This window comes from Mycobacterium sp. Aquia_213 (assembly GCF_026625985.1).
Lineage (GTDB): Bacteria > Actinomycetota > Actinomycetes > Mycobacteriales > Mycobacteriaceae > Mycobacterium.
This window is the reverse complement of the sequence record NZ_CP113116.1, coordinates 4,423,141-4,449,232: the sequence shown is the minus strand read 5'-3', so window position 1 is coordinate 4,449,232 and position 26,092 is coordinate 4,423,141. Positions and strand designations below refer to the sequence as shown.

Here is a 26,092-nt window from a genome sequence, read left to right as displayed (position 1 = left end):
TTTGATGCACATGACCACGTAGTCGAGAAATGAGGCCGATCATGACAGTGCATCGAGTGGCGACCGTTCAAGCCGAGCCGGTCTGGTTGGATATCGACGCAACGACGGATAAAACGTTGCGGCTGATGGAGGCAGCAGCGCAGGGCGGGGGACAACTCGTCGGCTTTCCCGAGACCTGGCTTCCCGGTTATCCGGTCTTTCTCTGGTCGCATCCCGTGTACGAACAAGCCGCATTCGTCGCCCGCTATCACGCAAACTCGACTGCCGTGGACGGTGAACCCATCCGCCGGATCCGGGAATGCGCTCTGCGGCTTGGTATTACGGTGGTCGTCGGCTTCTCGGAGAAGGACGGCGGGTCCCTCTACATGTCGCAGATTCTGATCGGCCCCGACGGCGAGGTTTTGCTTCATCGTCGTAAGCTCAAGCCAACGCATATCGAGAGAGCGCTATTCGGCGAGGGCGACGGCAGCGGCCTCCAGGTGGTGGACAGCCCGGTCGGCCGGCTCGGAACGCTAAATTGCTTCGAACACCTTCAGCCGCTGTCGAAGTTCGCCATGTACGCGCAGAAGGAACAGGTACACGTCGCCGGGTGGCCGTGTCTCGGCGTCCTCGGTCAGGTCCCTGCGCTCAGCAGCGAGGCGATCATTTCCGCGACACGGACGTATGCCCACGAGGGCAGCACCTTCGTGTTGTTGGCCTCGCAAATAATGACCGACGCAGGCGCACAAACGTTTGCGACCGCTACCGGAGGTGGGTGCCCCATCTACACCGGCGGAGGTGGGATTGCACGGATCTTTGGACCCGACACCTCGTTGCTTACCGAACCACTCGATCCACAGCAGGAGGGGCTGGTGTTCGCCGACATCGACTTGTCAGCCATCGACGCCGCGAAGAACTTCCTCGATCCGGTGGGCCATTACGCGCGTCCGGATGTCACCCAACTGCTCTTCGACAACCGTCCACGCCGAGCCATGATCCAAGTCGAACGGACTCAGTCCAACGATCTGACGTCGAACGGATGCGAACAGATTCAAGAACCATTTCACGCGGCTGGCCTGGAGCCGACCACGTAACCCGCTGGCGACGACGGCGGCGTCAGGCACCAGTTGCCGGCAGGATGGCGATGACTTCGACTTCCAGGCGCAGGTTCGGCCACACCAGCCCGTCGATGATGGAGAGCATGGCGGCCGGTTCGTGGTGGATGATCTCAGTGAACAGGGGCAGGTAGGCCGGCAGATCGTCGCGGCTGGTGAGCCATTGGCGCACACTGACAATGTCGCTGAGCTTGGCGCCGGCCTTGCCGAGCGCGCTTTCGACGTTGGCCCAGCACAGCCGGGCTTCGTCGACAAAGTCCTCAGGCGGAGTGCCGTCTTCGCGCAGCCCGGGCGTCCCGGACACGAAAATCTGTGTGCTGCAACCGGATACGGCGACAGCGTCAGCGTATCCGGGAGCGATGTGAGCGCCTACTCCGGTGAGGATCGGGGTAATGGTGGTCATCTCAATACTCCTTATTCGTGTGTAATGTGTTGGTGTGCAAAGGAATTGCGAATCCCGAGGTTGGTCATCAAATCGGTAGACCCGGCAACTTCAAGCCGAAGCGTTTGCATAGCTCGGGGCGGGCTCATCGCCCGCGTTCCAGAACGTATGCCATTGGCCGCGTGGCTTGAAAATGAAGTCGCCGGGTTCGCCGTACAGCACCTCATCGCCGAGCAATGCGCCGACGCGTCCCTCGATGATCCAGCTGTACTCATCTTCGTTGTGGTGGCGATGAAGCGCCGAGGCTAGGGCTCGCGGTGACATCGGGTGCTCGAGGACGGCGAAGCGTCCTTGTGCCTGAGCCCAATCGACGATATGGCGGACACCGATCGTCCCAACGAACACGGACTTGCCCTCGGTGCGGCCGACAGACTTAGCCGGCGGGCCGCCCGGCCTCAAGATATCGATCGCCACAGCAACCCCTCCGTCTCACTATCAATCATCCGGCGCGCCAAGATATTTCAGCCCTCCTTCAGTTACGGCCGGCCATGATGCCGCCGTCGACGTTGAGAATCGCGCCGGTGACCCAGCTGGCCTCATCGGAGAGCAAATAGGTGACGGCGTTGGCAACGTCGGCGGGCGTGCCAACGCGTCCCAGGGGATGCAACGGCGCGAAAGTGTCAAGCGTGGCGTCGATCTCGTCCTTCGGGACCCACCGCTCGAGCGCGGGGGTCTTGACGGCGGCCGGTGCCACCGCGTTGACGCGGATCTTGTGCCCGGCAAGCTCGATGGCCAGGTTATGGGTGAGCGCATGCAGCCCGGCTTTTTGCATTGAGTGCCCAGCCGATGGGGTCACGCCCATGGCCTGATGTGCCCACATGCTGCCGATGTTGACGATGGCGCCGCCCTCACCGTTGGCGATCATTGCGCCAACGACGGTCTGCGTCAGGAAGAACAAGGCATAGTTGAGCTCCATGTACGAGTCGTAGAACTGTTGGTCGTACTCGAGAAACGGCTTCGGGATGAAGAATCCGGCCGCGTTGACGAGCAGCGTCGTGTCGCTGTGATGCTCGGAAAGCGCTCGCTGCGCATCCGCGACCGCAGCCCGATCCGTCAGCTCGGCGGCGATGCCCCAGGCTTGGCCACGCCGGCTCGTCAGCTCAGCGACGGTGTCGTCGACGCGCGCTTTCGAGCGTCCGACGATCACCGCGCTCCCGCCGTGATCGACGACGTCGATGGCGACCTGCCGACCGATGCCGGCGCTGCCGCCGACAACAACGACCTTCCTAGCCTCAAAATGCATTCGGGGTGCCTTCCTGGTTCTCCTGACGGCTCTGCCTGGACCGCCGTCCTGCGCGACAACGCGCGATGTCCGCGGCCGGGGCGGCGGCCCCACAAACGGGGTGACAATCCCGTGTGTTCTGGCTCGTACTGAGACTGGGGCCAGGCGGGGTGAGCTGTCATCACCCGAACGACCTGTTCACCCGGGTGATTAGTGCGCCGCCGCGAATCGAAGCGTGGATGGATGCGGATGGATTCGGCTGTGCCGTCGGCAATTTGCGGTTGCGTCAATTGCGTCCGCTAACAATCCGTCGTTCTGAAATCAGCACCGATTTCTAAGGTCAAGGCGCGTATTCTGACCGTTATGGTTAAGGCCAAGACCAAGATCAAGACCTGCGTGCATTGCGGCCACACGTTCGATGCGAACGAACGACGGCGTGACCTGTCCGATCCCGACTGGCATCCGTACGCATCAAACTATTGTTCGCATGAGTGCAGTGAACAGTTCTATTGCGATCTGTCGCATAACTGCTCGACCCACGTGAAAGAGAAGGCTCGACGCGAAGCCGCCAAGGCGACGCGGCGCGAAACGTAGACCGTTACGTCCCAGCTCGATTCACGCCGAACCGCGCGCTCGCGTGCTGTGCCAGACGTTACGTCTGCGGCTCCACGGGGACCGCATGCCGCGGCTGGTGCAACAGTGCACGAACCAGCGGGCGCGGCCCGACGGACCGAAGCATCTGGCTGGCCGGCCGGACCCGTACCCGCTTCGGCCACCAGAACCAACGTCCCATCACCGCCATGATCGAAGGCGTGATCAGCGTTCGGACGACGAAGGTGTCGAACATCAGGCCGAGTCCGATCGTCGTGCCGAACTGGCCGATCGCCCGGAGATCGCTGGTGATCATCGTGGCCATGGTGACGGCGAACACGAGACCGGCCGCGGTCACCACCGGGCCGGTGAGACCCATCCCGCGGATGAGTCCCGTTTTCAGGCCGGCTCCGATCTCTTCTTCGATTCGGGACACCAACATCAAGTTGTAGTCCGACCCCACCGCCAAAAGCACGATAAGTGCGAATTCGGTTGCTACCCAGTGCAACTGGAAATTGAGAAGGTGCTGCCAGATCAGTGTCGAGAACCCGAAGGCGGCCCCCAGCGACATCACGATCGTGCCGACGATCACGCCCGCCGCGACCAAAGCGCGGGTGACGATCACCATGATGATGAAGATGAGCACTATCGAGGCGATCCCGGCGATCAGCAGGTCGTACTTAGCGCCGTTGGCGATGTCGTAAAACGTTGCGGCCGTACCGCCGAGGTAGATGTCGGCATTCTGCAGCGAGGTGAGTTTCAGTGCCTCCTTGGCCGCGTTGCGCTCCTTGTCGACGGACGCGATTCCTTCCGTCGTCGCCGGATCCACCGAGTGAGTGATGATGAAGCGAGCAGCCTTGCCGTCGGGCGACACCATCAAGCTCAGCCCCAGTTGGAAGTCCGGGTTCTGGAAGATTTCGGGCGGCAGGTAGAACAGGCTCTCGATCTGAGAGTCGTTGAAGGACTTGCCCATCACGGCGTTCGTGTCGGTCAGCCGGTCGAACTGATCGACCAGGTTGTCGAACGTGCTGTAGATGGTCAGAGTCGTGTCGCGGATCGCCTTGGTGACGGCGATATTCTCAGGGATGATCGCCAGCAATTCGCGCGTCGCTGTAGCCGTGTTGTTGAGGTCGCTGGTGAGGGCGTGGAACTTTTCGGCCAGTTGATCGAAACCGTCGAGGGCGTCGAACAGGCTGCGTAGCGACCAGCACATGGGTATGTCGTAGCAGTGCTTCTCCCAGTAGAAGTAACTGCGAATCGGTCTCCAGAAGTCGTCGAAATCCGCGATGTGGTCCCGGATTTCGTCCGTGATGGCCGCCGTCTCTCCCGTGGTTTTCGAGCTGTGGTCCGCGGCGTCCGCGAGCTTCTGGGTCACCGCGTACTGGCGCTCCAACAGGGTGATCTGGGTGTCGAGGAAGCCGGTGATCTTCTTGATGTCGCCGACGCGGTCCTTGAGGTAGTTCAGGTTGCTGCGGATCGGCGCGGTTTGCACACTGAGCTGGAACGGAACTGATCCATCTTGGATCGGCGGTCCAAGAGGTCTGGTGATGCTCTGCACGCGTTCGATGCCGGGCACCCGGAAGATGGCTCCGGCGATCTTGTCCAGGACCAGCATGTCGGTCGGATTGCGCAGGTCGTGGTCCGATTCGATCATCATCAGGTCCGGGTTCAGCCGCGCCTGGGTGAAGTGTCGATCGGCCGCGTCGTACGCCTGAACCGAGGATGCGCTCTTCGGTAGGTAGTACAGGTCGTTGTAGCGCGGGTTGAAGCCCGACAATCCCAGGGCGCCGACAATCGCCAGGATGACGGAGGTGGCGAGGATGGGTGCCGGCCACCGCACGATGGCCGTCGCCAGGCGCCGCCACCGGGTGTAGTTGAACTTTCGCTTCGGATCGAACAGACCGAAGCCGCTCGCGAACGCGATCAGCGCCGGTGTCAGGGTCACCCCGGCGGCCACCACCACCAGCAGACCGATTGCGCACGGATACGCCAGTGAACTGAAGTAGGGCAGCCGGGTGAAATGCAGACAGGCCAGCGCCCCGACGATCGTCAAACCCGAACCCAGCACCACCTTGGTGACCCCGGCGAAGGTGTCGTAGTAGGCGGCTTCGCGGTCTAATCCCCGCTCGCGACCCTCCTGGTAGCGGCCCACCATGAATATCGCGTAGTCGGTCCCGGCCGCGATGGCCAGTGCCGTCAGCAGGTTGACGGCAAAGGTCGACAGCCCCATGATGCCGGTGTCGCCGAGCAGCGCTACCACGCCTCGGCCGGTGGCCAGTCCGACGAACAGAATCACCATCGTCAGCAGCACAGTGCCGATGGACCGATAGACGAACATCAGCATGATCGCGATGATGATGATGGTGATGATCGTCATCTTGAACAGGCTCGCGTTACCCACGACGATCGTGTCGTCGGTCAGGGCTCCCTGACCCGCGACGTAGGCCTTCACCCCTGGCGGCGGCTTCAAGTCCGCGACGATCTGGCGAACCGCGTCAACCGACTTGTCGCCCACGGCGCCGCCCTGGTCACCACGCAGGTTTACCTGGACGTAGGCGGACTTGTGGTCATAGCTCTCGACACCCGAGGCCGTAAACCGCTGCCCCCAGAAATTCAGCGCATGCTCGACGTGCTTGGTGTCCTGCCGCAGTTTCTTGACCAGCTCGTCGTAATACCGGTGAGCATCTTCGCCGAGAGGTTTGTCACCGACCAGGGTCACCAGGACGAGGTTGTCGGAGTCGTACTCCTTGAATTTCTCACCGATGTGCTTCATCCCGGTCACCGAAGGCGCGTCCGACGGCGAGAGCGGCACCGAGACGTCCTCGGCAACCTTCTCCAACTGTGGGACGAAGACGTTGACGCCGACCGCGATCAGCAGCCAGATCACGACGATCGGCAGCCCCAACACGCGGATGGTGTGGGCGATGCGCGGTTTGCGCTCAACTTCGGCGCGCGGCGCGACGGGAATCTCGTCGGTGTCGCTCGTGTCGCTCGGATTGTCCGTCATGCGGACTTGTCCAAGCAGGAAACCTGCGCGTTTCGGGTGTTGACCTGCTGTTGATCGACCAGTTTGCCGTCGACGGTGATCCGGCAGCTGATGGTGGGGCCGTCACCTTGGGCGACGACGTAGGCGAAGATGCCGGGCATTTCCGCGACGATCGTCTGCGACCACGGCAACGTGGTGAAGTTGGCTTTCTGAGGCTGGGCGTCGGCATCCATCCAGTTGACGACGCCGGTCGTCCCGGGTGGTCCCAGGATTTCGTAGATCGCGGTCTTCGCTGCGTATGGCGGGGTCGCATCGCGGGGATCGGGCTTGGCCAGACCGGGTCCAGGGAAGACGTCGTGCAGTCGGTCCACCGCAACGCCGCCGATGATCACCGCCACGACCACGACCAGCACAACCCATGCACGCTTGAGGATCGTCATCACCGTGCCCTCCGCTTAGGAGTTCTCGATCGGCTGATATTAAGGCATTTCGTCGCGTAGGCCACCGCTAGGCGAACGCCATCGTGATTAAGTTGATTCCCGCGGTGGCCGCCATTCTTGCCGTTGAGCGGGTGAACGATCAGGGCGGAGGGGATGGTTCGGCCGCGGCCGAGGGGCTGCTGGCCAGCGCGGGTTGCGCACCGGGACGGTCGCGGCACAACGCCGCGATATCGCAGGGCACAGGCTGGTACCCGGCTGGGGGATTGGCTATCAACAGCGCCGCGCACAACGCGCCCACGGCGAATAGTGCGGCGCTCACCTCCAACACGTGGGCGAATCCGCTGGCGCTCGCCGAGCCAACACTGATCAAGCCGATGGACCCGATCGACACCAGCGTGGCCAGCCGCGAGACGGCGTTGTTGATCGCCGACGCCAGGCCACTGTATTCGGTCGGAACCGAGGCCAGCGTCACCGACATCAGCGGTGTGATGGTCGCGACCAGCCCGATGGCCAGCACGGTCATCCCGGGGACCAGGTCGGTAATCGCGTGGAATCCATGAGGTTTCGGGCGGATCAGCAGGAGCCCGGTTCCCGCTACGGCGGGACCGACGATCAGGAAGACGCGCGGTCCCACCCGCGCGGCGATGCGGCCGACATGACGGGCGAACACGAACGACAGCGCCGGGATCGGCAGGGTGGCCAGCCCCGTCGCGGTGGCTGAGTAGCCGCCGATTTCTTGGGTGTACAAAGCAATCGCCAGCGAGCCCAGCGTCAGTCCGCCGTAGACGAACGCGGTGACTAGGTTGGCGGCAGCGAAGTTGCGAAAGGTGAACAGCGGCAACGGAAGCATCGGGAGGCTGCTGCGGCGCTGCCAGCCCACGAAGCCGGCCAGTGCGGCAATCCCGATCACCAATGGTGTGATGACCATCGGGTCGGTCCAGCCATCGCGTTGCGATTCGATCAACGCATACACGGTCGCGGCCAGCCCTACCGCCGATAGGCCCACCCCGGCGGTATCGACTCGGGCTCCTTCGACTCGCCCCGACATCGGGCACAGCCAGAACGTCAGCGCATACCCGACCGCCATGGGGATCGCGGACAACACGAAAATCCAACGCCAACCAAGGAAATCGACGCACAGTCCGCCCAGCAGGGGACCCAACGCGAAGGCGGTTGCGGTCCACCCGGTCCAGACGCCGATCGCCGCGGACTGGTGTGTTTTGTCGAACACCGTGTTGATCAGCGCCAGCGAGCTCGGCACGAGAAACGCCGCACCCAGGCCCTGGATGACGCGCGCGGTGATCAGCATCGCCGGTGAGGTGGCAACCGCCGCCAGAACCGAGCCCGCCCCGAACGCCAGCAGCCCGAACCGCATCACCGGAACGCGTCCGAACAGATCCGAGATGGAGCCGCCGGGCAGAATCGCGGCCGCCATCGCCAACAGGTAGCCGTCGACGATCCATTGCTGGAACGCCAGGCCCCCGCCGAGGTCGTGCTCGATGGCCGGCAAAGCCAGGTTGATCACGGTGGAGTCGAGGAACGCGACCATCGACACCATCACCGCGACGACCATTGCCCGGCTGGTGGGTGCCGCGTCGCGCAACGTCATTGCGGGGGCCGTTCGGCACGTGACGTTGACTGGGCATCAGATCCGTTGCGTGCGTTGATCATCGGCATTGTCTGAGAGCGCCGTCGAATTTCGCGCCGCTAGCGAGGCGGCTCGGTGTCGTCGGTGGTGAGCGGGCCGTCTCCGGTATCGACCAGGAAGACCGCGAGTAGTTCAGCGGGTTCAGTGGCACTGGCGTTTTCACTGATCGTGTGGTGGGCGCCGGGATCTTCAGTCCACGTCTCACCCGCGTGATAGACGCGCGCAGGCTGACCTTCGATTTGGCTGCGGATCGCTCCCGAGATCACGTACGCCATGATGAACGCCGATTTCGCGTGGTGATGAGCCTCGCTTTTGGCACCCGCCGGATAGCTGACGGTCACTGCTTCAAGTGATTTGCCCGGAACATCGGTAGGTTGATTGAAAACTGTTCGGACAACCGGATTTTGACGCGCATTCTGTGGCGTCGGCTCGGCATGGGCCGTAGGCGCAAGCGTCATCGCAAGTGTCAGTGCGCCGAGCGATATCTTTCGGGCCATCATTTTCACTCTCCGGCGACGCGCAGGACCGTCTTGCCGGGGATGCGCTTGCCGGGAGTGAAAGCGGCGGCAGCTTCGGCGAGTGGCAACACGGCGCCAACGACGGGCTTGAGGCGGCCATCCCGTACTCGCGTGGCGAGCTCGGAGAGCTGGCTGCGATCGGCTTCGACAAGAAAGAAGATCGCCCGCCCATCGTGCGGTTGAGTCTTCGGCGGCTCGGCGATGGTGACGAGTGTTCCGCCGGCCCGCACCAGATCGATCGATCGTTCGAGGACCTCTCCGCCGATCACGTCAAACACCACGTCGACTTCGCCTGCATCCTCCAGCTTTTCGGTCTCCAGGTCGAGGAAGGTGTGGGCACCGAGCTCCAACGCCCGGTCTCGGTCTGCTGTCCGGCCGGAGCCGATGACCCGCGCACCGACCTCACGCGCCAGCTGCACCGCGATCGACCCGACCCCACCCACGGCGCCGTGGATCAGAACCGTTTGTCCAGCGGCGAGGCGGCCGTGGTCGAACAGGCCTTGCCAGGCGGTCAATCCGGAGATCGGCAGCGCCGCGGCGACAGTATGGTCGATGTCCATCGGCAGTGGTGCGAGATTACGGGCTTCCATAGCGATGTACTCCGCGAGCGAGCCGTTGCGGGCCCAGTCGGCGAGCCCGAACACTCGCTGACCGACACTCAAAAGTGTGGTGCCATAACCTAACTCAGCTACGACGCCCGACAGCTCGTGGCCGGGCACGCTCGGTGTCCGGTCACGACCCGCGCGGTCGATCCAGGTGTGCGGCCAGTCAAGTTCCCCGGGTGTGAAACCCGCTGCGTGTACCCGGACGACGACTTCGTTGTCGGCCGCCTGCGGGTAGGGCAGTTCTGTCAGCGACAGGCCGGCGACACCGGCGTCATGATCTGAAACAGTGATGGCTTGCATTACAGGTCCTTCCTGTTGTGGGTTGTTGTCGGGTCAGCCGCGGGCAGCGGCTGTACGCTGACGAGCTCAAGGCCTAGGTCACGGACCCGGTCGAGGAGCCCGTAAAGCTGTGACTGGTCGCGGATTTCACCGGTGAAAGTGGTTTCGGTCGTACCCGCCTCGAACCGCATCCCTTCTAATGCGGACCCCAGCCGCTCTGTCACGCGCCCTCGAATGCGGATTTGGTAGATCGTCGGCTGCACTTGGCCCTCCGCTCGTCATCTGCTGAGCCAGCATTCACCGACGACGGGTGAGTCGTCATCACCCGGCGAGTTAGTTCACCCGGGTGACTCCAAAGGCATCACTGGGCGAGCGATGCAATACAGCGGACACTGTCCGGCGTAGTCTTAGTGTCGCTTTAGGAGGGATGACGCCCTGGACGGGATCACCGACGTGGGGAGCGTCGTGGGTAACGAACACGAGCACTGACATGCACGCAACGACCGGATCACAAGGCTTGGTCGCCGGGTTGGATCTCTACCTGGATCGCCCCGGCGGCAGGGTACGTGACGGTGTGATGGAAGCCATTCGCGACGCGATCCGTTCGGGCCGATTGGTGCCGGGCATCCAGTTGCCCTCGAGTCGCGCGCTGGCCGCCGACCTCGGTGTCGCGAGGAACACCGTTGCTCGTGCGTACGCCGAACTGATCGCGGAGGGGTGGCTGACATCGCAACATGGCTCGGGCACATTGGTTGCCCAACGCGCGGCCGAAGTCGTCCGGTCCGTCGCGTCACCCCCGATGCGACAGACACAGCCCCAGTTGGACCACGATTTCCGACCGGGACATCCAGACCTGTCTTCGTTTCCACGGACGGAGTGGAGTCGTGCGGTCAAGCGCGCGTTGAATACTGCACCCTTCGAGGCGTTCGGCTACACCGACTCAAATGGGCGGCCGGAGCTCCGCAGCGCCCTTGCCCAGTACCTTGCTCGTGCTCGGGGAGTTCGGGCCCGACCGGGCAACATCGTCATCTGCAGCGGCGCCGCTGAAGGATTGAACCTCGTGGCCCGCGCGCTGGCAGAAGCCGGCGTCGCCGCCGTTGCCAACGAGGCATTTGGCCTGCGCGCACAGCGGGCGTCGCTCGCTCGAGCGCGGTTGCGCTGCCCCCCGCTGACAGTGGACTCTCATGGCGCTGACGTCACGGCTCTCGACGGCATCGCGGACGCCGGCGCTGTGCTGCTCACGCCGTCGCACCAGTTCCCGCTTGGCGTGCCTTTGCATCCCGACCGCCGCGCCGCGGTCGTTGATTGGGCGCGACGTACCGGCGGACTGATCATCGAAGATGATTACGACGGCGAATTCCGCTACGACCGCAGCCCTGTCGGTGCGCTGCACGGCATCGATCCCGAACGTGTCATCTATATGGGGACGGCGAGCAAGTCGCTGGCGCCGGGGCTTCGGCTCGGGTGGCTGGTGCTGCCAGACCGACTTATCCATGCGGTGGGCCGGCAAAGGGGTGAACGCGAGGAGACCTCCAGCTTTGTTGACCAGTTGGCGATGGCTGAATTCATCGCATCCGGTTCCTATGACAGACACATTCGCACAATGCGCGCCCAGTACCGGCGCCGCCGTGAGCAACTCGTCGCCGCGGTTGCCCGGTCATCACCGACGACCACCGTCGCAGGAATGTCCGCGGGTCTGCACGTGATGCTTGAGCTTGCCGGGGCCGACGAGAGCGCGCTGTCGCGTCAACGCGCTTGGCGCCGGCTCGGCGTGGAGGGTCTTGATCTGTTTCGCCATCCCGAAGACGGCAGCAAGCGGAACGGCTTAGTGATCGGGTTCGCAGCGCCCGCGCCCAGCGCATGGTCAGCGGCGCTGGACGCTCTGATCCGCCTGCTGCCCTAAATCATGCGGCTCAACTGGCCCCATCTCGTCGTGCCTAAGTGGCCCACGATCGGCGCGACACCGCGATTAGCGTTCGAAGCGTGATTGTCGCGGGCAGCTCTAATTTCGCCGATCTGCTGTGCGTCACGCCGACCCTCTTCGGGTACGAAGGCGAGGCACCGAGGGAAGCCGGCGGGCCGGAGGCGCTGCTTGCCGCCAAGTCGGCGCCACCCGCCATCCGCGCTCGGCTCATCGAACGGGCGGCCCTGATCGAAAAGCTTTCGGCGGAACCCTCTCGCAAGCTCACGTTGCTCAGCGCGCCGGCGGGCTGGGGCAAGACGACGCTCCTGGCGCAATGGGCGAGCGGAGCCGATGACCGCCGTCGGCGGGGCTGGCTGTCCCTCGATGCGTCCGACAATGATCCGGCGCGATTTTGGGCCTGCGCGATCGCGGCGCTGGGCGAGGCCAGCCGGGGTGTGGCGCCGCGTGCGTTGGAGCTCATCAAGATGGGTGCCGACCCTCGGCAGGTGGTCTTGCCCACCCTGCTCGACGCGTTGGCCGCCATCGATTACCAGATCGCGTTGATCCTCGACGACTATCACCTTGTTGAAAATCGGACCGTGCACGAGCAGGTGGGTTTTGTCGTCGAACGGATGCCGCAGACTCTTCAGCTGGTCATCGCCACCCGCTCGGATCCCATGCTGCCGTTGGCGCGGTTGCGGGCCCGCGGCGAGCTGCTGGAGCTGCGGGCCGAGGAGTTGCGCTTCCAGGCCGGCGAAGCCGCGGACCTGCTTGACGGCGTGCTCGGCTTGAAGTTGACAGACGCACAAGTTCAACTGCTATTTCGCCGCACGGAGGGATGGGCCGCGGGACTGTATCTCGCTGGGCTGTCGTTGGCCGGTCGCACCGACGCGGAAGCATTTATCCAGACCTTCGCCGGCGACAACCGTCATATCGTCGATTACTTGATCGCCGAGGTGCTAGACGGTCAGCCGCCGCACATCCGGCACTTTCTGCTGCGGACCTCGCTCTTGGGACGACTCAGCGGTGCGCTGTGCGACGCGATGCTGCAAACGTCTGACTCGGCCTCGGTCTTGGAGCAGATCGAGCGCGAAAATCTGTTCGTCCTGCCGTTGGACATGTCCCGTCACTGGTATCGCTACCACCAGCTGTTCGCCGAGTTGCTGCGCACCGAGCTGCGTCGCAGCGAGCCCGATCTCGTCGCCGATCTGCACCGACGAGCCGCGGCCTGGTTCGAGGCCGAGGGCCTCATCGAGGAGGCAGAGCGCCACCTGGTCGCTGCCGGTGACATCGCGCGCAATGCTGACCTGATCGCCGCGGAATCCGTCAACGAATTCAACAGCGGCGTGCGCGGCTGCGCGGTCGGTGAGGAGCTAACCCCCAAGGAGCTCGAGGTTCTTCGCTTGCTATCCACCCGGTTATCGCGACGCGAGATCGGTGCGCGGCTATACATCTCGCTCAATACAGTGAAGACCCACCAGCGCGCCGTGTATCGCAAGCTCCGCGTTGAGCACCGCAGCGCGGCAGTGAGCCGGGCGCGAGAACTTGCCCTGCTGTGAATTAGCCAGTCCAACACAAACTTTGAAGGGTCATCATGAAGGTCGTAGTCATTGGCGGTCGTGGGCTTATCGGCTCGAAAGTAGCGACCAAGCTCTGCGCGCAGGGACATGACGTGGTCGCCACCTCACGCCGATCAGGTGTCGATTCACTCACCGGCGAAGGCCTCGCCGACGCCGTCGCCGGGGCGGATGTCCTGGTCGACGTCGCCGATTCACCAGTGTTCGACGATGAACCTGTGATGCATTTCTTCACAACCACGACCAGGAATCTTCTTTCTGCTGAACAGGAAGCGGGAGTCAAACACCATGTCGCGTTGTCGGTAGTGGGCGCGCAGATCATGCCGGATAGCGGCTACAACACCGCGAAAGCGGCCCAGGAGAACCTGATCACAGATTCGGGTCAGCCATATTCGATCGTGCGAGCAACTCCGTTCTACGAATTCGCCATCGGCTTGGCCGATTCCGCGACGGACGGAGACATCGTCAGGCTGCCACACGCGCTGTTCCGTCCCATCGCCGCCGACGATGTCGCCACCGCCGTGGCCGGCGCGGCTGTCGGGCGTCCGACCAACGAAGTCACGGAGATCGCGGGACCCGAAGCGATGGGAATGGACGACTTTGTCCGCATGGGCCTCGCCGCCAATGGTGACCAACGTCGGGTCCTGACTGATGCCCGGGCGCCATACTTCGGCGCGGTGATCGACGATCGCACCCTCGCACCCGATGAGAACGCCACCATCTTCACTACTCGATACGCCGACTGGATCGGCGCAAACTCTAGCAGCTAGGGAAATCCCATGGGGCGCAACAGATGTGTTCGATTCGCAACGACAAGAGGGATAACAAATGTCGCGGGATGCGACGTCATCAACCACCCACCGGGCGCCCCTGGTTACCCGCCACATCGGGTTCCCGGCGGTCCGGGATTCGGTTACATGATTGACGGCGAGATGTTGTTCGAGCTAGAGGGTGAAGCGCCACGGGTCGTGCGTGCCGGAGATGCGTTCTGGGGACCCGGCGGCAACGTGATCCACTATCAGGACGCGAATAACCGCACCGACATTCCTTGTCGTTTCGTCCTCACATTGTTGTGCGTCCCCGGGCAACCGCTGCGCGAATGGGTTACCGAAGATGAGCTTGAGGAGCGAAAGAGTCTGCGCGTCTCCAGTTGACTGGATCGAGCACGCTAAGCAGTCGGACGGATCTTTGGTGCTCGCATCGCCCGTTCACGTATCCACAGGTCGCGCCCACGTAGTTTCGGGTGCTTCGCGCACTGAATGTCGGTATTTTCGCTGTTCAAAGCGGTTCATCCGCCGAGTTCGATTTCCGGCAGCTCCACCAAATATTCGCTGGTCATAGCGTTGAATTCTCCGAAACCGCCTCCACGTCGATGGAGGACGGTAGTGTCGGGTGTCTGGCTTGGTTTCGCGCTGCTGCGAGACTGGGCGCGAGTTCACGGCGGGGAGACTCGAGTCGAGGGCATGGCCCGGCAAGCTGCGTCAAGTAGCTTCGCGCGGGCGTGCACGTATGGCGACTTCCAGAGGACCTAAGCGGAGAAAGTGCTCACTTTCTTCATCGCGTCGCGGGGAAGTCTGTGATTCCGAATGGCGATCAGGCGCCCGGCGCCGATGAAACTGCTGTGAAAAATCAGGCCCACTGCGTCATTGAAATAATCCCGAACCGAACGGAGCGACATGCCAAACCACCGCCTTACGGATGGGCATGAGCGCGGCGCTGAACCGATCGCGATTCTCGGCATGGGCTGTCGCTTCCCGGGCGGCGTTAACTCCCCGGACGATCTGTGGCAGCTGCTAATCGAGGAGCGCGATGCGAACTCGGAGTTTCCGACCGACCGCGGATGGAATCTCGACGCACTGTTTGGGCCCGACCCCGACGCACCACGGGCCACCTATGTCCGGGCAGGGTCGTTCCTCACAGATGTAGGTGATTTCGACCCGGCGTTCTTCGGGATCGGCCCGCGCGAAGCCGAAGCCATTGACCCCCAGCAGCGACTGCTACTCGAGGCGGCTTGGGAGGCTCTGGAGCGGTCCAGAATCGACCCGAATTCACTGCACGGCAGCGATACCGGGGTTTTCTTCGGTGTGGGCGGACAGGAGTACGGCCCGCGTATCTGCGACGAAACCGAGGGATTTGCCGGCTATCTCGCGACCGGCACCACGACCGGCGTGGCGTCGGGCCGAGTGGCTTATACGCTCGGGCTCGAGGGCCCAGCGGTCACGGTCGACACCTCCTGCTCGTCATCTCTGGTGGCGGTACACCTCGCGATGCAATCGTTGCGGTCGGCCGAATGTCGCTTAGCGGTGGTGGGCGGGGCCACCGTGGTGTGCTCACCGAGCATCCTCGTCGGCCTTGGGCGGCACGGCGCGCTGGCCGAAGACGGCCGATGCAAGCCATTCGCCGCGGCGGCGGACGGGTTCGGCGTCGCCGAGGGTGCCGGCGTGCTGGTGTTGGCCACGATGTCGTCTGCGCGCAGCCTCGGTTACCCAGTGATAGCGCTGATCCGGGGTAGCGCCGTCGGCCAGGACGGAGCCTCCGACGGGCTGTCTGCCCCGAGTGGTTCGGCACAGCAAAAGGTGATCTGGCGAGCCCTGGCGGACGCAGGCCTGAGTGCCGGCGACGTCGCCGTGGTCGAGGCGCATGGCACAGGAACTAAGGTGGGCGACCCGATCGAAGCCAGGGCCCTGCAGGCCACATACGGCAATGCGCACTCGGCTGCGCGGCCACTGCTGATCGGCTCGGTCAAATCGAACATCGGGCATTCGCAGCAGGCGTCAGGCGTCGCCGGGATGATCAAGGCGATCGAGTCGATTCGGCACGGGGTGGTGCCTGCGACGCTGAATCTGGATTCGCCTACACCCCAGGTGGATTGGTCGTCCGGAACGATCGAGGTGGTCGGTAGCGCCCGCGCGTGGCCCGACCAGCCGCACCAGCCGCGCCGCGCCGGCGTGTCGTCGTATGGCATCAGTGGAACGAATGCTCACGTGATACTCGAACAGGCGCCCGCGGAGTTTGCCACCGAAGAGTCGGCGGCCCAGCGTCCGGTCATCGTCCCCTGGATATTATCCGCGAAGTCGGCGTCCGCGTTGGCTGAGCAAGCGGCTCGGTTGCGGTCCTTCGTCGAGCAGCACCCCGACCTGAATCCGGGCGATGTGGCGTACTCGCTGATCACCACCCGGGCATTATTCGGCCACCGCGCGGTCGCGGTCGGAGCCGACCGTGACGAGTTGTTGAGCGGGTTGACGGCGATCGCCGGCAGCGTACCTGCACCCAACGTGGTCGCCGGAAACGCCGCTGCCACAGGTCGAACCGTTTTCGTCTTCCCCGGTCAGGGATCGCAATGGACGGACATGGCGGTCGAACTGTTGGACTCCGCGCCGGCGTTCGGCGACCAGATGCGGCTCTGCGACAAGGCTTTCGCTGAGTTTGTCGACTGGTCGCTGCTCGAGGTTGTCTGCAAGGGCGCCGGTGCCCCGGATCTCGACCGGGTCGATGTCGTGCAGCCAGTCCTGTTTGCGGTGATGGTGTCGCTGGCGGCCCAGTGGCGAGCGCAGGGGATCGAACCGGATGCGGTCATCGGCCATTCGCAGGGCGAGATAGCGGCGGCCTACGTCGCAGGTGCCCTTTCGTTGCGGGAGGCGGCGCAGGTCGTCACGTTGCGTAGCAGGGCACTCACTGAAATCGCGGGATCCGGTGGCATGGTCTCGATCGCACAACCGGTTGAACGGGTTCTCGCGCTCATCGAACCGTGGGCCGGATCGATTTCCGTTGCCGCGCATAATGGTCCGTGTTCGACCGTCGTCACCGGGGATGCGGCGGCGTTGGACGAGCTCATTGCCGGATGCGAGCGGGACGAGGTGCAGGCCAAGCGGATTCCCGTCGATTACGCCTCCCATTCGGCTCAGGTCGATCAGTTGCGGGAGACACTGAGCGAGTCGCTGTCAGGGCTGCGGCCGCGAAGCGGCGATATCGCGTTTATCTCGTCGGTCACCGGCACGGAGGTGGACACGTCAAGCCTGAATGGCGACTACTGGTTCACCAATTTGCGCCAACCGGTGTTATTCCACCAGGCCGTCCGATGGGCGCACAAGCACGGCTTCGACACCTTCATCGAATCCAGCCCGCATCCAGTGCTGACGATCGGGATCGAAGAATCACTGGAGGACTACGGCGACGACCACGCCGTCGTCGGGACGCTTCGACGCAATGAAGGCGGCATGCGGAGGGCCTTACTTTCCGCTGCGGAGGCCCACGTGAACGGGAAATCGCCCAACTGGGCGGCCATGTTCCAAGACACTGGCGCGCGTCACATCGACTTGCCCACTTACGCGTTCGAACACAAGCGCTACTGGATGGACCCCGGCCCCGGAGTCGTCGACGCGAGCGGTCTCGGCATCACCGGTGCGGAGCACCCCCTACTCGGTGCCGTTGTGGTGCGGGCAGATTCGGATGAAATCATTCTCACCGGCCGACTATCGCTCGCGACTCACCCGTGGCTCGCCGACCACAAGGTATTCGGGACGGTGCTAGTGCCGGGTGCGGCCATGGTGGAGATGGCCCTACACGCGGGCGAATACGCGGCAAGCCCGCGGGTGGATGAGCTCATTCTGCTGGCTCCGCTGGTCGTCGGCGAACACGGCGGTGTAGCAGTACAAGTGGTCGTCGGTGAGTGGACTGAGTCCGGCGAGCGTCCGGTTGGAATCTACTCGCGAATCGACGATGGTGTGGAGCGGCGGTGGACGCGCCATGCCGAGGGTGTGCTCGGCCCGGACGCCGTGCCCACCGGCCACGCGGAGATCGAACAATGGCCGCCTGCCGGCGCGGAACGTATCGATATTTCCGAGCTGTATCCAGCGCTGGCTGCCCGGGGATACGAGTACGGCCCGACATTCCGCGGCTTGCGCTCGGCGTGGCGTCATAACGGCGAAGTCTTCGTGGAGGCGATGCTGCCGGAGCAGATGCAACAGAGGTCCGACGCGAGCCGGTTCGGTTTGCATCCGGCGCTACTCGATGCTGTCCTGCACGGGGCATTTGTTGGTGGCATCCTGGCGGCATCGGAGGCCGCCCGGCTGCCGTTCGAATGGCAAGGCGTCTCACTGGATGTGGTCGGAGCAACGCAGGTGCGGGCACGGATCGCGTTTGACGAGGACGACCGGATTTCTATCGTTGTGATGGACACACGGGGAGGTTCGATCGGCCGTATCGATTCGCTTGCCCTGAAAGCTGTCTCTCCCAGTCAGTTTCGCGTGAGCACTGTGGCCGAGGATGCACTGTATGCACTTGATTGGGTTGCGCTCGCAACGCCCAAGGGCGGCACGGAAGAGATCGTTACGGATAACGTAACCGTATTGCGTTGCCTGACAACGGTTGCAACCGATCTAGCGCTGCCCGAGGGGACCCGACAGACGCTGACACATGCGCTGCATCGAGCCAAGAATTGGCTGTCAAACGAAGACCGTGGCGACGACGCGCGATTGGTCGTGCTCACCTGCGGGGCGATCGCGATCGACTCATCCGAAGACGTCGCCGATCTCGGTCAGGCCGCTGTATGGGGGTTGTTGCGTGCCGCACAGGCCGAGAATCCCGGCCAAATATGGTTGGTCGATATCGACGACTGGTCCCAAGCCGATGTGGCGGTCGGCGAAGCCATGAGTCGTGATGAGTCACAACTCGCGCTCCGCGATGGCGTCTGCTTTGCGCCGCGGCTATCGCGGCTCTCCGACGAGCGCGTCGGGAGCGCGCAACTCGTTGAGGCGGACGCCACCTGGCGACTCAGCACCCTCGGCAACGGCACGCTGGATTCGCGGAACCTTTTCCTTCGCCCGTGGCCTGAGTCCGATCGCCGCCTGGAGTCCGGTGAAGTGCGCATCGGCCTGCGGAGCACTGGAGTGAACTTCCGGGATGTCCTGACTGCACTGGGTGTATACCCGGACCCTGACGCCGACGTCGGCGGCGAGGGTGCCGGCGTCGTGCTCGAGGTCGCCGAGGATGTGGTCCGGTTCGTCCCTGGCGATCGGGTGATGGGTATGTTCTTCGGCGCGGGATCTGTTGTCGTCGCTGATCATCGGATGCTCGCGCCGATCCCGTCGGGGTGGTCCTACGCGCAGGCAGCGGCGGTGCCGGCAGTGTTCCTCACCGCGTACTACGGATTGGCAGATCTGGCGCATGCCAGCGCGGGCCAGCGGGTGTTGGTGCACGCCGCGACCGGTGGGGTTGGTATGGCGGCGGTGCAACTGGCCCGGCGTTGGGGCCTCGAGGTGTACGCGACGGCCAGCCCGGCTAAATGGGAACGCCTGCGCGGCATGGGATTCGACGACGACCACATCGCGAATTCGCGCACGGTTGAGTTCGAGCAGAAATTTTCCGAAGCTACCGGCGGAGCGGGCTTTGACATCGTACTCAATTCGCTGACCGGCGAATTTATCGACGCGGGGCTGCGACTGCTGCGGCGCGGCGGGCGATTCATCGAGATGGGCAAGGCCGACATCCGCGCATCCGACGAGATCGCCGCACGGCATCCGGGCGTTCAATATCGCGCTTTCGATGTCTTCGAGGCCGGTCCCGACCGCTCCCAGGAGATCTTCGGCGAACTCGTAGAGCTTTTCGACAACGGCGAACTGGCTCCCCTTCCGGCGCATTCGTGGGACATCCGACACGCGTTGGATGCCTATCGATTCTTGAGTCGTGCGCGCCACGTCGGCAAGTTGGTCCTCAGCGTGCCCACGCCGCTGAACACCGAAGGCACGGTGTTGATTACCGGTGGCACAGGTGTGCTTGGTGCGCTGCTGGCGAGGCATTTGGTGACTCGCCATGGCGTGCGCAATCTATTGCTCATCAGCCGGCGGGGCCCGGCGGCTGACGGTGCTGCCGCGCTCGAGTCCGAACTAACCGAGCTCGGCGCGTCCGTACAGATCACGGCGTGCGACGCGGCAGACCGGGATGCGTTGCAGGCGCTGCTGGCCCGGTTACCTGCCGAACACCCATTGACCGCGGTCATTCACGCCGCCGGGGTGCTCGATGACGCCGTGTTCGGGGCTCAGACACAACGCCACCTGGAGGCGGTGCTGCGGCCGAAGATCGATGCCGCGTGGAACCTGCACGAACTCACCGCGGGCATGGACCTGTCGGCGTTCATTTTGTTTTCCTCGGTTGCCAGCCTGTTCGGTTCCCTGGGTCAGGCCAATTACGCGGCCGCGAACGCGTTTCTCGATGGGCTCGCGCAGCATCGCCGGCACCGAGGACTGCCGGGTGTGTCGTTGGCATGGGGATGGTGGGCACAAGCCACCGGGATGACAGGGCATCTCTACGAGCGCGATCGGGCCCGCCTGTCTCGTATGGGATTTATCCCGATGTCCTCAGAGGACGGCCTCGCGCTGTTCGATGCGGCGCTCTGGCAAGCACGCTCGTTCGTGATGTCGGCACAAATCAGCCGCACCGCCATCCGGTCCGATCCGGCGGGCACGGGACTGCCACCGATGTTCCGCGGTCTGATCCGCGCCACCCGGCGCACCGCTGCCGCAGTCGAATCCGCTTCTAATCTTCGACAGCGGCTCGCGTCGATGAGCACAGCCGAACAGGAACGCGAACTGCTCGACATCGTGTGTTCGCACGCGGCCGCCGTGCTGGGATACACCTCCGCGGACGCGGTTGGTGGAGATCAGGAGTTCAAGGATTTGGGCTTCGATTCGCTGGGTGCCGTCGAATTCCGGAACCGGCTCAAATCGATCAGCGGCCTGAAGCTACCGACCAGAATTGTCTTCGATCATCCGACACCAACAGCGTTGGCGCGGTATCTGACTGGTGTAATCGCCTCCGATGAGGCTCCCGTGTGCGGGGAGAGTGAAGCTGTCGATTCCGGGGGCGTGGTGCACGACGTCGTCGTCGTGTGATTCTTCGACATAGTCGGCCTAGCGTAATTCGCCTGCCTGGGCCTCAGTTCACGATGTCGGATCGGTGAAAACCGGCGGCTCTCCGGACATCCCGGCGGTGACCGCCGCGATCTGGTTGGGTGAACCGATCAGCCCAGATTGCAGCTCGGATTCCAAGGTCAGCGCGCCCGCGGGGTCGTTTCCGGGCCAGGTCTGGTCATAGAGCCGCTTGGCGGCGCGGACGGCGTCGGGCGACTTCCCCGCGATCTCCGCGGCCAACTCCAGTGCCGCAGCCAGCGGATCCGCTGCAGTGCGGGTGACCAACCCCAGCGCGAATCCCTCACTGCCGGAGACGATTCGCCCGCTGAACGTCAATTCCTTGGCGACGTCGATCGGTAGCAGCCGCGGCAGTGACTGCGTGATTCCCATATCCGGCACGAGTCCCCATTTGATCTCCATGATGGACAGCTTCGAGTCCGGTGCCGCGATCCGAATGTCGGCGCCGAGTGCGATCTGCAGACCGCCGCCGAAGCAGTTGCCGTGAATCGCGGCAATCACCGGGGCCGGCACGAGCGACCAGTCGTAGGCCACCCGTTGAGCGAAATTCGCGAGCCGGCCTTCGTCACGAGAAAGCAGGACACCGGTACCCCCGCTTCCCGCCATGAAACTGGCGACGTCCAGCCCCGAACAGAAGCTTTTGCCCTCGCCATGAAGGACCACGGCGCGGATCGACGCATCGGAAGCCACCTGCTCGGCGGCCTTGATCAGCCCTTCGAACATCGGCTGGTCGAGCGCGTTGTGCTTGCTGGCGCGAACCATCGCTACATCGGCTACGCCGCTGGCGCTGATCTGAACAGAAACCCGGTCATCGCTCACCCAGGCAATCTACCGCCGCGCCGATCCGCGACCTCGCCGTCCGCGCCGCGATGCCGTATGCGGCTGACACGACGAACGCCGTAGTCTTCCCACGTGAACGCGATCGACCCCGACAAGCTCGACATTTGCCTACAGGTGCTGGCCGACATCGAGTCGTTGCCGCCCGAGCACCCCGATGCCGTCACGGTGCGTCGGGCCACGGCGCACATATTCAAGTCAGTCAAGAAGGCCCGCCGCGATGCGAAGCGCGACGCGGTGGCAGCCGCTGACCGCGCCGTTGTCGCCGCTACCGCGACCGGCGCGCCCGGCCGCATCGACGACGAGACTCAGGGCCTGCCGTTGGTGTCGACTGCGATCGGCGCTTCCGCGGGCACGTTGCGCCGCTCACGCGCCTGCTATATCTGCAAGAACCATTACACGGTGGTCGACGCCTTCTACCACCAGCTGTGCCCGGGGTGCGCCACGCTCAACCGGGCCAAGCGCGATGCGCGCACCGACCTCACCGGTAGGCGCGCCCTGCTCACGGGTGGCCGCGCCAAAATCGGCATGTACATCGCGCTGCGGCTGCTCCGCGACGGCGCCGACACGACGATCACCACCCGCTTTCCGAACGACGCCGTGCGCCGCTTCGCCACGATGCCCGATAGCGCCGACTGGCTGCATCGGCTACACGTCGTGGGCATCGACCTACGCGACCCGGCTCAGGTCGTCGCGCTCGCGGACACCGTGTCCGGGCAGGGCCCGCTGGACATCCTGATTAACAACGCCGCTCAGACAGTTCGCCGAGCCCCCGGCTCGTACGCGGCGCTCGTCGAGGCCGAGCGCACCCCGGCGCCGGAACTCGTCGACGTGATCACATTCGACCGCGTCAGCGACGCCCATCCCGCGGCACTTGCCGGAAGCCTCGCAGAGCACCAAACTCCGCACGCCGTAACCGAATTGGCCCTCGCCGCTCGAAGCGCGTCGCCGGACCGGATCGCGGCGGGCACCGCAATCGACGCCGGTGGCCTGCTGCCCGATATCGCAGCCATCAACAGTTGGACTCAGCGCGTGCACGAGGTCGACCCGATGGAGCTGCTCGAGGTTCAGCTGTGCAACCAGACCGCGCCGTTCATTCTGGTGAGCCGGCTGCGTCCGGCGATGGCCGCTTCACCTGCCCGCCGCAAGTACGTCGTGAATGTGTCTGCGATGGAGGGGCAGTTCAGCCGCAAATACAAGGGTCCGGGGCATCCGCACACCAACATGGCGAAGGCCGCCCTGAACATGCTCACCCGCACCAGCGCCGGCGAAATGCTAGAGCAGGACGGCATTTTGATGACCGCCGTCGATACGGGGTGGATCACCGACGAGCGTCCACACCCGACGAAGCTGCGGCTAGCCGAGGAGGGGTTTCACGCCCCGCTCGACCTCGTCGACGGTGCCGCCCGCGTGTACGACCCGATCGTTCGTGGGGAGGCCGGCGAAGATCTGCGCGGCTGTTTCCTGAAGGATTACTCGCCGAGCAACTGGTAGCTGGTCGGGGTCAGTCGCGTTTCGCCGTTGCATCCCCGGCGGCCGTGGGAGCTTCGTATGGTGTCCGTAGTGGACACTGTCTCTTCCGGTCGGCGCGGCGCCGGCCCCGAGCCGATCAGCCGGCGAGGGTTGCTCCGGCTGGTCGGTGGCGCAGGGGCCGCAGCGCTCGTGGGCGGGTGCTCGGAATCGGTAGCCGGTTTCGCCCCTCGCCCGAGTCTGCCAGGGGCGCCGCCTTCGCCGATCGCGCCCGCGCTTTCGTCTGCTGCGCCAACGTCCGCACCCGCGCGCGCAGTAAGCGCAGCGTCGGCCGAGATGTTGTGCCGGGATGCCTGGGGTGCTCGTCCCGCCCGCCCCGGTGGGAGGTCGCACACCATCACTCGCATGACCCTGCATCACGAGGCCGTCGTCCTCGGCGACAACCGCAACGCCCCGGGGCGCCTCCGCCAAGATCAGCGCTACCACCAAGACCAAAAGGGATGGGTCGACATCGCCTATCACGTCGGCATCGACCGCGACGGCAACATCTACGAACTGCGCACGCCACAGATCGCGGGTGACACCGCAACGGACTACGACACGACAGGCCACTTCTTGGTCCTCTGCGAAGGAGACTTCGACCAAGAAGTCGTCCCGGAGGCCCAACTCCACTCGGCCGCTTTGGCGTTCGCCTGGGCCACCCAAACCTTTCACATCGCCACCGACACCCTGGCTGGCCACCGCGACCTGGCCGCAACGTCATGTCCGGGCGCAAACCTGTACGCCCATCTTTCGTCGGGGGATCTCAAGCGGCGCATCAACGATCTACAGGCCGTGGGACCCGTGAACCTCCAACACATCTGTGGGTCCGATGCGGCGGCGACTGTTGCCGCCATCGAGGCCGGCCACTAACCCGGCGGCAGCAGCATCGGGCGCTCGCGCCGGAAGGTCATACGCCCGGCCTTGAGGCCCCATAACGGCTGCGCAAGCTCGGCGATCGCAGCCCGTCGGCAGTGCCGAAGCGGGCACCGCGCACGATCAGGTCAAACATCGCCCGTCCGCCATCTCCGCCTCACTTCTACTGGCGTCGGAACAGGCGTCCGTGGTAGCGGAACCAGGCGACGTTGTTGTCCGGGCCGCGAACGAAATTGGACCGCGTACCTGTGGGTTTGTTATCGGCTCCGAGGTCGAGTCCGTAGTCGGGCCGATAGAAGGTGAGGCCCATTTTGGTGCTGTTCTGGTCGTCCGGGGCGTTGTTGGCCTTGCCATCGCCCATGATGCCGACGAGTTGACCGTCCCCTGCCCGGAAGTCGATGACAGCTTGCTCCAGGTCGCCCGATTCGGTGATCTGTTGGGCGATGTACCGCCCTAGATAGGGTGTCAGATCGGCGTCGCTGAGATGTCGCGGTGATGCCGGCAGGTTGGTGATCCCGGCGAAGCTGTGCAACGCCCAGTCGCCGGCGAAAAGGTCGGTCGTCAGCTGGGATCCGCTCTCGGAGTTGGTGAGCACGGTCATGGCGAAGTTGCGATCGGGCACCAGGAAGAATCCCGACCGCTGCCCGCTCCAGGTGCCGCCGTGCTGGACGATGGTCACGTTCTCGGCGGAGGGCCGCAGCATCCACGTCACGCCCATCCCGGTGAGCTCTACCTGCAGTGTTCCGCCGGCGCCCGGGTTCGAGCGCATCGCCAGCAGCGCTTGCTGACTCAGCAGCCGGGTGCCATTGGGTGCCGTTCCGTCGCCGAGGTGAAACCGCGCGTAGCGCAGCTGGTCTCGCGCGGTGGACATCAACCCGCCGGTGGGGTTGCAGCTGCGGGGGAAGGCCCAAAAGTCGGTGTCGACAACCGCTTTGCCGTCGACCACATTGTGCGCCGCCGCGACGTTGAGGCCGATGATCTGATCTGAGAAGTAGTGCGTGCGGCCCAGTTGCAGCGGGTCGAGCAGCAAGTCCTGCACCGCCGCCTCGTACGTCGATCCGTTGACCAGCTCGATGATCCGCCCCGCCACCACCAAACCTGCATTGTTGTAAGCGAAGACGCTGCCGGGAGGAGTCAGCTGCGTTAGTCGCGTCATCGAGCCGACGTAGCGCGTCAGCGCGTCATCGCCGCGCCCGAAGTCCTGCACATCATCACCGTTCCAGCCTGAGGTGTGATTGAGCAGTTGGCGCACCGTCACCGTGGCGCCGACGGACGCGTCGGCCACCGCGAAGTCAGGGATATAGTGGCGCACCGGCACGTCCAGATCCACCTTGCCCTGATCTACCAACCTCATCATCGTCGTACCAGTGAATGTCTTTGTGGTGGAACCGATTCGGAAGACAGTGTCGCCGTCAACAGGTGTCGGATGGTCGATATTGGTGATGCCGTAGCCCTTGACGTATTCCTGCCCGCCGGTCCAAATCGCAACCGCGACACCCGGAATCGCGTAGGCCTTCATGCCCGCGTTGATCTTGGCGCCCAGCTCGTCAAACGACGCATTGAGGCCGGTCGCCGTGCTGCTGGTCGTCGGCGCGGATGACGGCTTAGACGAACACGACGACAGTGCCAGAGCCGCGGCT

The 26,092-nt window shown here is 64.2% G+C and carries 19 protein-coding genes and 1 pseudogene; 9 read left to right on the top strand and 11 right to left on the bottom strand.

The window, feature by feature from the left end:
• Positions 1 to 41 precede the first annotated feature (41 nt).
• The gene (locus tag LMQ14_RS20560; protein WP_267731376.1) at positions 42 to 1,073 is read left to right on the top strand and encodes a carbon-nitrogen hydrolase family protein; all 1,032 of its coding nucleotides are present in this window, start codon (positions 42 to 44) and stop codon (positions 1,071 to 1,073) included.
• Between the two features lie 22 nt (positions 1,074 to 1,095).
• Here LMQ14_RS20560 and LMQ14_RS20555 read toward each other — a convergent pair whose 3' ends face one another.
• The 3 genes from LMQ14_RS20555 to LMQ14_RS20545 form a co-directional block, all read right to left on the bottom strand.
• Entirely contained in the window at positions 1,096 to 1,497 is a 402-nt protein-coding gene (locus LMQ14_RS20555) for a Rid family hydrolase (protein WP_267731374.1), read from the bottom strand.
• Between the two features lie 90 nt (positions 1,498 to 1,587).
• The gene (locus tag LMQ14_RS20550; protein WP_267731373.1) at positions 1,588 to 1,950 is read right to left on the bottom strand and encodes a cupin domain-containing protein; all 363 of its coding nucleotides are present in this window, start codon (positions 1,948 to 1,950) and stop codon (positions 1,588 to 1,590) included.
• A gap of 58 nt (positions 1,951 to 2,008) precedes the next feature.
• Positions 2,009 to 2,779, bottom strand: a complete 771-nt coding sequence (locus LMQ14_RS20545; protein ID WP_267731371.1) for an SDR family NAD(P)-dependent oxidoreductase — start codon at positions 2,777 to 2,779, stop codon at positions 2,009 to 2,011.
• A gap of 342 nt (positions 2,780 to 3,121) precedes the next feature.
• Here LMQ14_RS20545 and LMQ14_RS20540 point away from each other — a divergent pair, with 342 nt between their 5' ends.
• Positions 3,122 to 3,352: a ferric uptake regulation protein gene (locus LMQ14_RS20540; protein WP_267731370.1), complete on the top strand. Its 231-nt coding sequence runs from the start codon at positions 3,122 to 3,124 to the stop codon at positions 3,350 to 3,352.
• Positions 3,353 to 3,410: 58 nt separating this feature from the next.
• On the opposite strand, the gene LMQ14_RS20535 is transcribed toward LMQ14_RS20540, so the two are convergent.
• From LMQ14_RS20535 to LMQ14_RS20510, 6 genes are all read right to left on the bottom strand, one after another.
• The gene (locus tag LMQ14_RS20535; RefSeq protein WP_267731368.1) at positions 3,411 to 6,356 is read right to left on the bottom strand and encodes an RND family transporter; all 2,946 of its coding nucleotides are present in this window, start codon (positions 6,354 to 6,356) and stop codon (positions 3,411 to 3,413) included.
• On the bottom strand, positions 6,353 to 6,775 hold the full coding sequence (locus tag LMQ14_RS20530) for an MmpS family transport accessory protein (protein ID WP_267731367.1): 423 nt from the start codon (positions 6,773 to 6,775) through the stop codon (positions 6,353 to 6,355). Before LMQ14_RS20530 ends, LMQ14_RS20535 begins: the two co-directional genes overlap by 4 nt.
• Before the next feature lie 139 nt (positions 6,776 to 6,914).
• The gene (locus LMQ14_RS20525; protein ID WP_267731366.1) at positions 6,915 to 8,384 is read right to left on the bottom strand and encodes an MFS transporter; all 1,470 of its coding nucleotides are present in this window, start codon (positions 8,382 to 8,384) and stop codon (positions 6,915 to 6,917) included.
• A 98-nt stretch (positions 8,385 to 8,482) separates the two neighbouring features.
• On the bottom strand, positions 8,483 to 8,920 hold the full coding sequence (locus tag LMQ14_RS20520; protein WP_267731365.1) for a cupin domain-containing protein: 438 nt from the start codon (positions 8,918 to 8,920) through the stop codon (positions 8,483 to 8,485).
• A gap of 5 nt (positions 8,921 to 8,925) precedes the next feature.
• Complete coding sequence (locus tag LMQ14_RS20515) at positions 8,926 to 9,846, bottom strand: NADP-dependent oxidoreductase (protein ID WP_267731364.1); 921 nt, start codon at positions 9,844 to 9,846, stop codon at positions 8,926 to 8,928.
• The gene (locus LMQ14_RS20510) at positions 9,846 to 10,088 is read right to left on the bottom strand and encodes a hypothetical protein (protein WP_267731363.1); all 243 of its coding nucleotides are present in this window, start codon (positions 10,086 to 10,088) and stop codon (positions 9,846 to 9,848) included. The genes LMQ14_RS20515 and LMQ14_RS20510 overlap by 1 nt, the downstream gene beginning before the upstream one ends.
• A 227-nt stretch (positions 10,089 to 10,315) precedes the next feature.
• Here LMQ14_RS20510 and LMQ14_RS20505 point away from each other — a divergent pair, with 227 nt between their 5' ends.
• The 5 genes and pseudogenes from LMQ14_RS20505 (at position 10,316) to LMQ14_RS20485 (ending at position 21,194) form a co-directional block, all read left to right on the top strand.
• Complete coding sequence (locus LMQ14_RS20505) at positions 10,316 to 11,728, top strand: PLP-dependent aminotransferase family protein (protein WP_267731362.1); 1,413 nt, start codon at positions 10,316 to 10,318, stop codon at positions 11,726 to 11,728.
• Positions 11,729 to 11,808: 80 nt separating this feature from the next.
• The gene (locus LMQ14_RS20500) at positions 11,809 to 13,287 is read left to right on the top strand and encodes a LuxR C-terminal-related transcriptional regulator (RefSeq protein WP_267731361.1); all 1,479 of its coding nucleotides are present in this window, start codon (positions 11,809 to 11,811) and stop codon (positions 13,285 to 13,287) included.
• A gap of 35 nt (positions 13,288 to 13,322) precedes the next feature.
• Positions 13,323 to 14,075, top strand: coding sequence for an SDR family oxidoreductase (locus LMQ14_RS20495; RefSeq protein WP_267731359.1), 753 nt, complete (start codon positions 13,323 to 13,325; stop codon positions 14,073 to 14,075).
• Between the two features lie 75 nt (positions 14,076 to 14,150).
• Positions 14,151 to 14,459: pseudogene (locus tag LMQ14_RS20490) on the top strand (cupin domain-containing protein); the annotation flags it as partial.
• A 522-nt stretch (positions 14,460 to 14,981) separates the two neighbouring features.
• On the top strand, positions 14,982 to 21,194 hold the full coding sequence (locus LMQ14_RS20485; RefSeq protein WP_267731358.1) for a type I polyketide synthase: 6,213 nt from the start codon (positions 14,982 to 14,984) through the stop codon (positions 21,192 to 21,194).
• 48 nt (positions 21,195 to 21,242) lie between these two features.
• Here LMQ14_RS20485 and LMQ14_RS20480 read toward each other — a convergent pair whose 3' ends face one another.
• Positions 21,243 to 21,992 carry a crotonase/enoyl-CoA hydratase family protein gene (locus LMQ14_RS20480; protein ID WP_420714703.1) on the bottom strand — a complete coding sequence of 250 codons (750 nt, stop codon included), beginning with the start codon at positions 21,990 to 21,992 and terminating at the stop codon, positions 21,243 to 21,245.
• A gap of 150 nt (positions 21,993 to 22,142) precedes the next feature.
• Here LMQ14_RS20480 and LMQ14_RS20475 point away from each other — a divergent pair, with 150 nt between their 5' ends.
• Both LMQ14_RS20475 and LMQ14_RS20470 read left to right on the top strand, forming a co-directional pair.
• Positions 22,143 to 23,561 carry an SDR family oxidoreductase gene (locus LMQ14_RS20475; RefSeq protein WP_267731356.1) on the top strand — a complete coding sequence of 473 codons (1,419 nt, stop codon included), beginning with the start codon at positions 22,143 to 22,145 and terminating at the stop codon, positions 23,559 to 23,561.
• 381 nt (positions 23,562 to 23,942) lie between these two features.
• Positions 23,943 to 24,449: an N-acetylmuramoyl-L-alanine amidase gene (locus LMQ14_RS20470; protein WP_267731355.1), complete on the top strand. Its 507-nt coding sequence runs from the start codon at positions 23,943 to 23,945 to the stop codon at positions 24,447 to 24,449.
• A gap of 166 nt (positions 24,450 to 24,615) precedes the next feature.
• On the opposite strand, the gene LMQ14_RS20465 is transcribed toward LMQ14_RS20470, so the two are convergent.
• The gene (locus tag LMQ14_RS20465) at positions 24,616 to 25,971 is read right to left on the bottom strand and encodes a serine hydrolase domain-containing protein (RefSeq protein ID WP_267735610.1); all 1,356 of its coding nucleotides are present in this window, start codon (positions 25,969 to 25,971) and stop codon (positions 24,616 to 24,618) included.
• Positions 25,972 to 26,092: the final 121 nt, after the last annotated feature.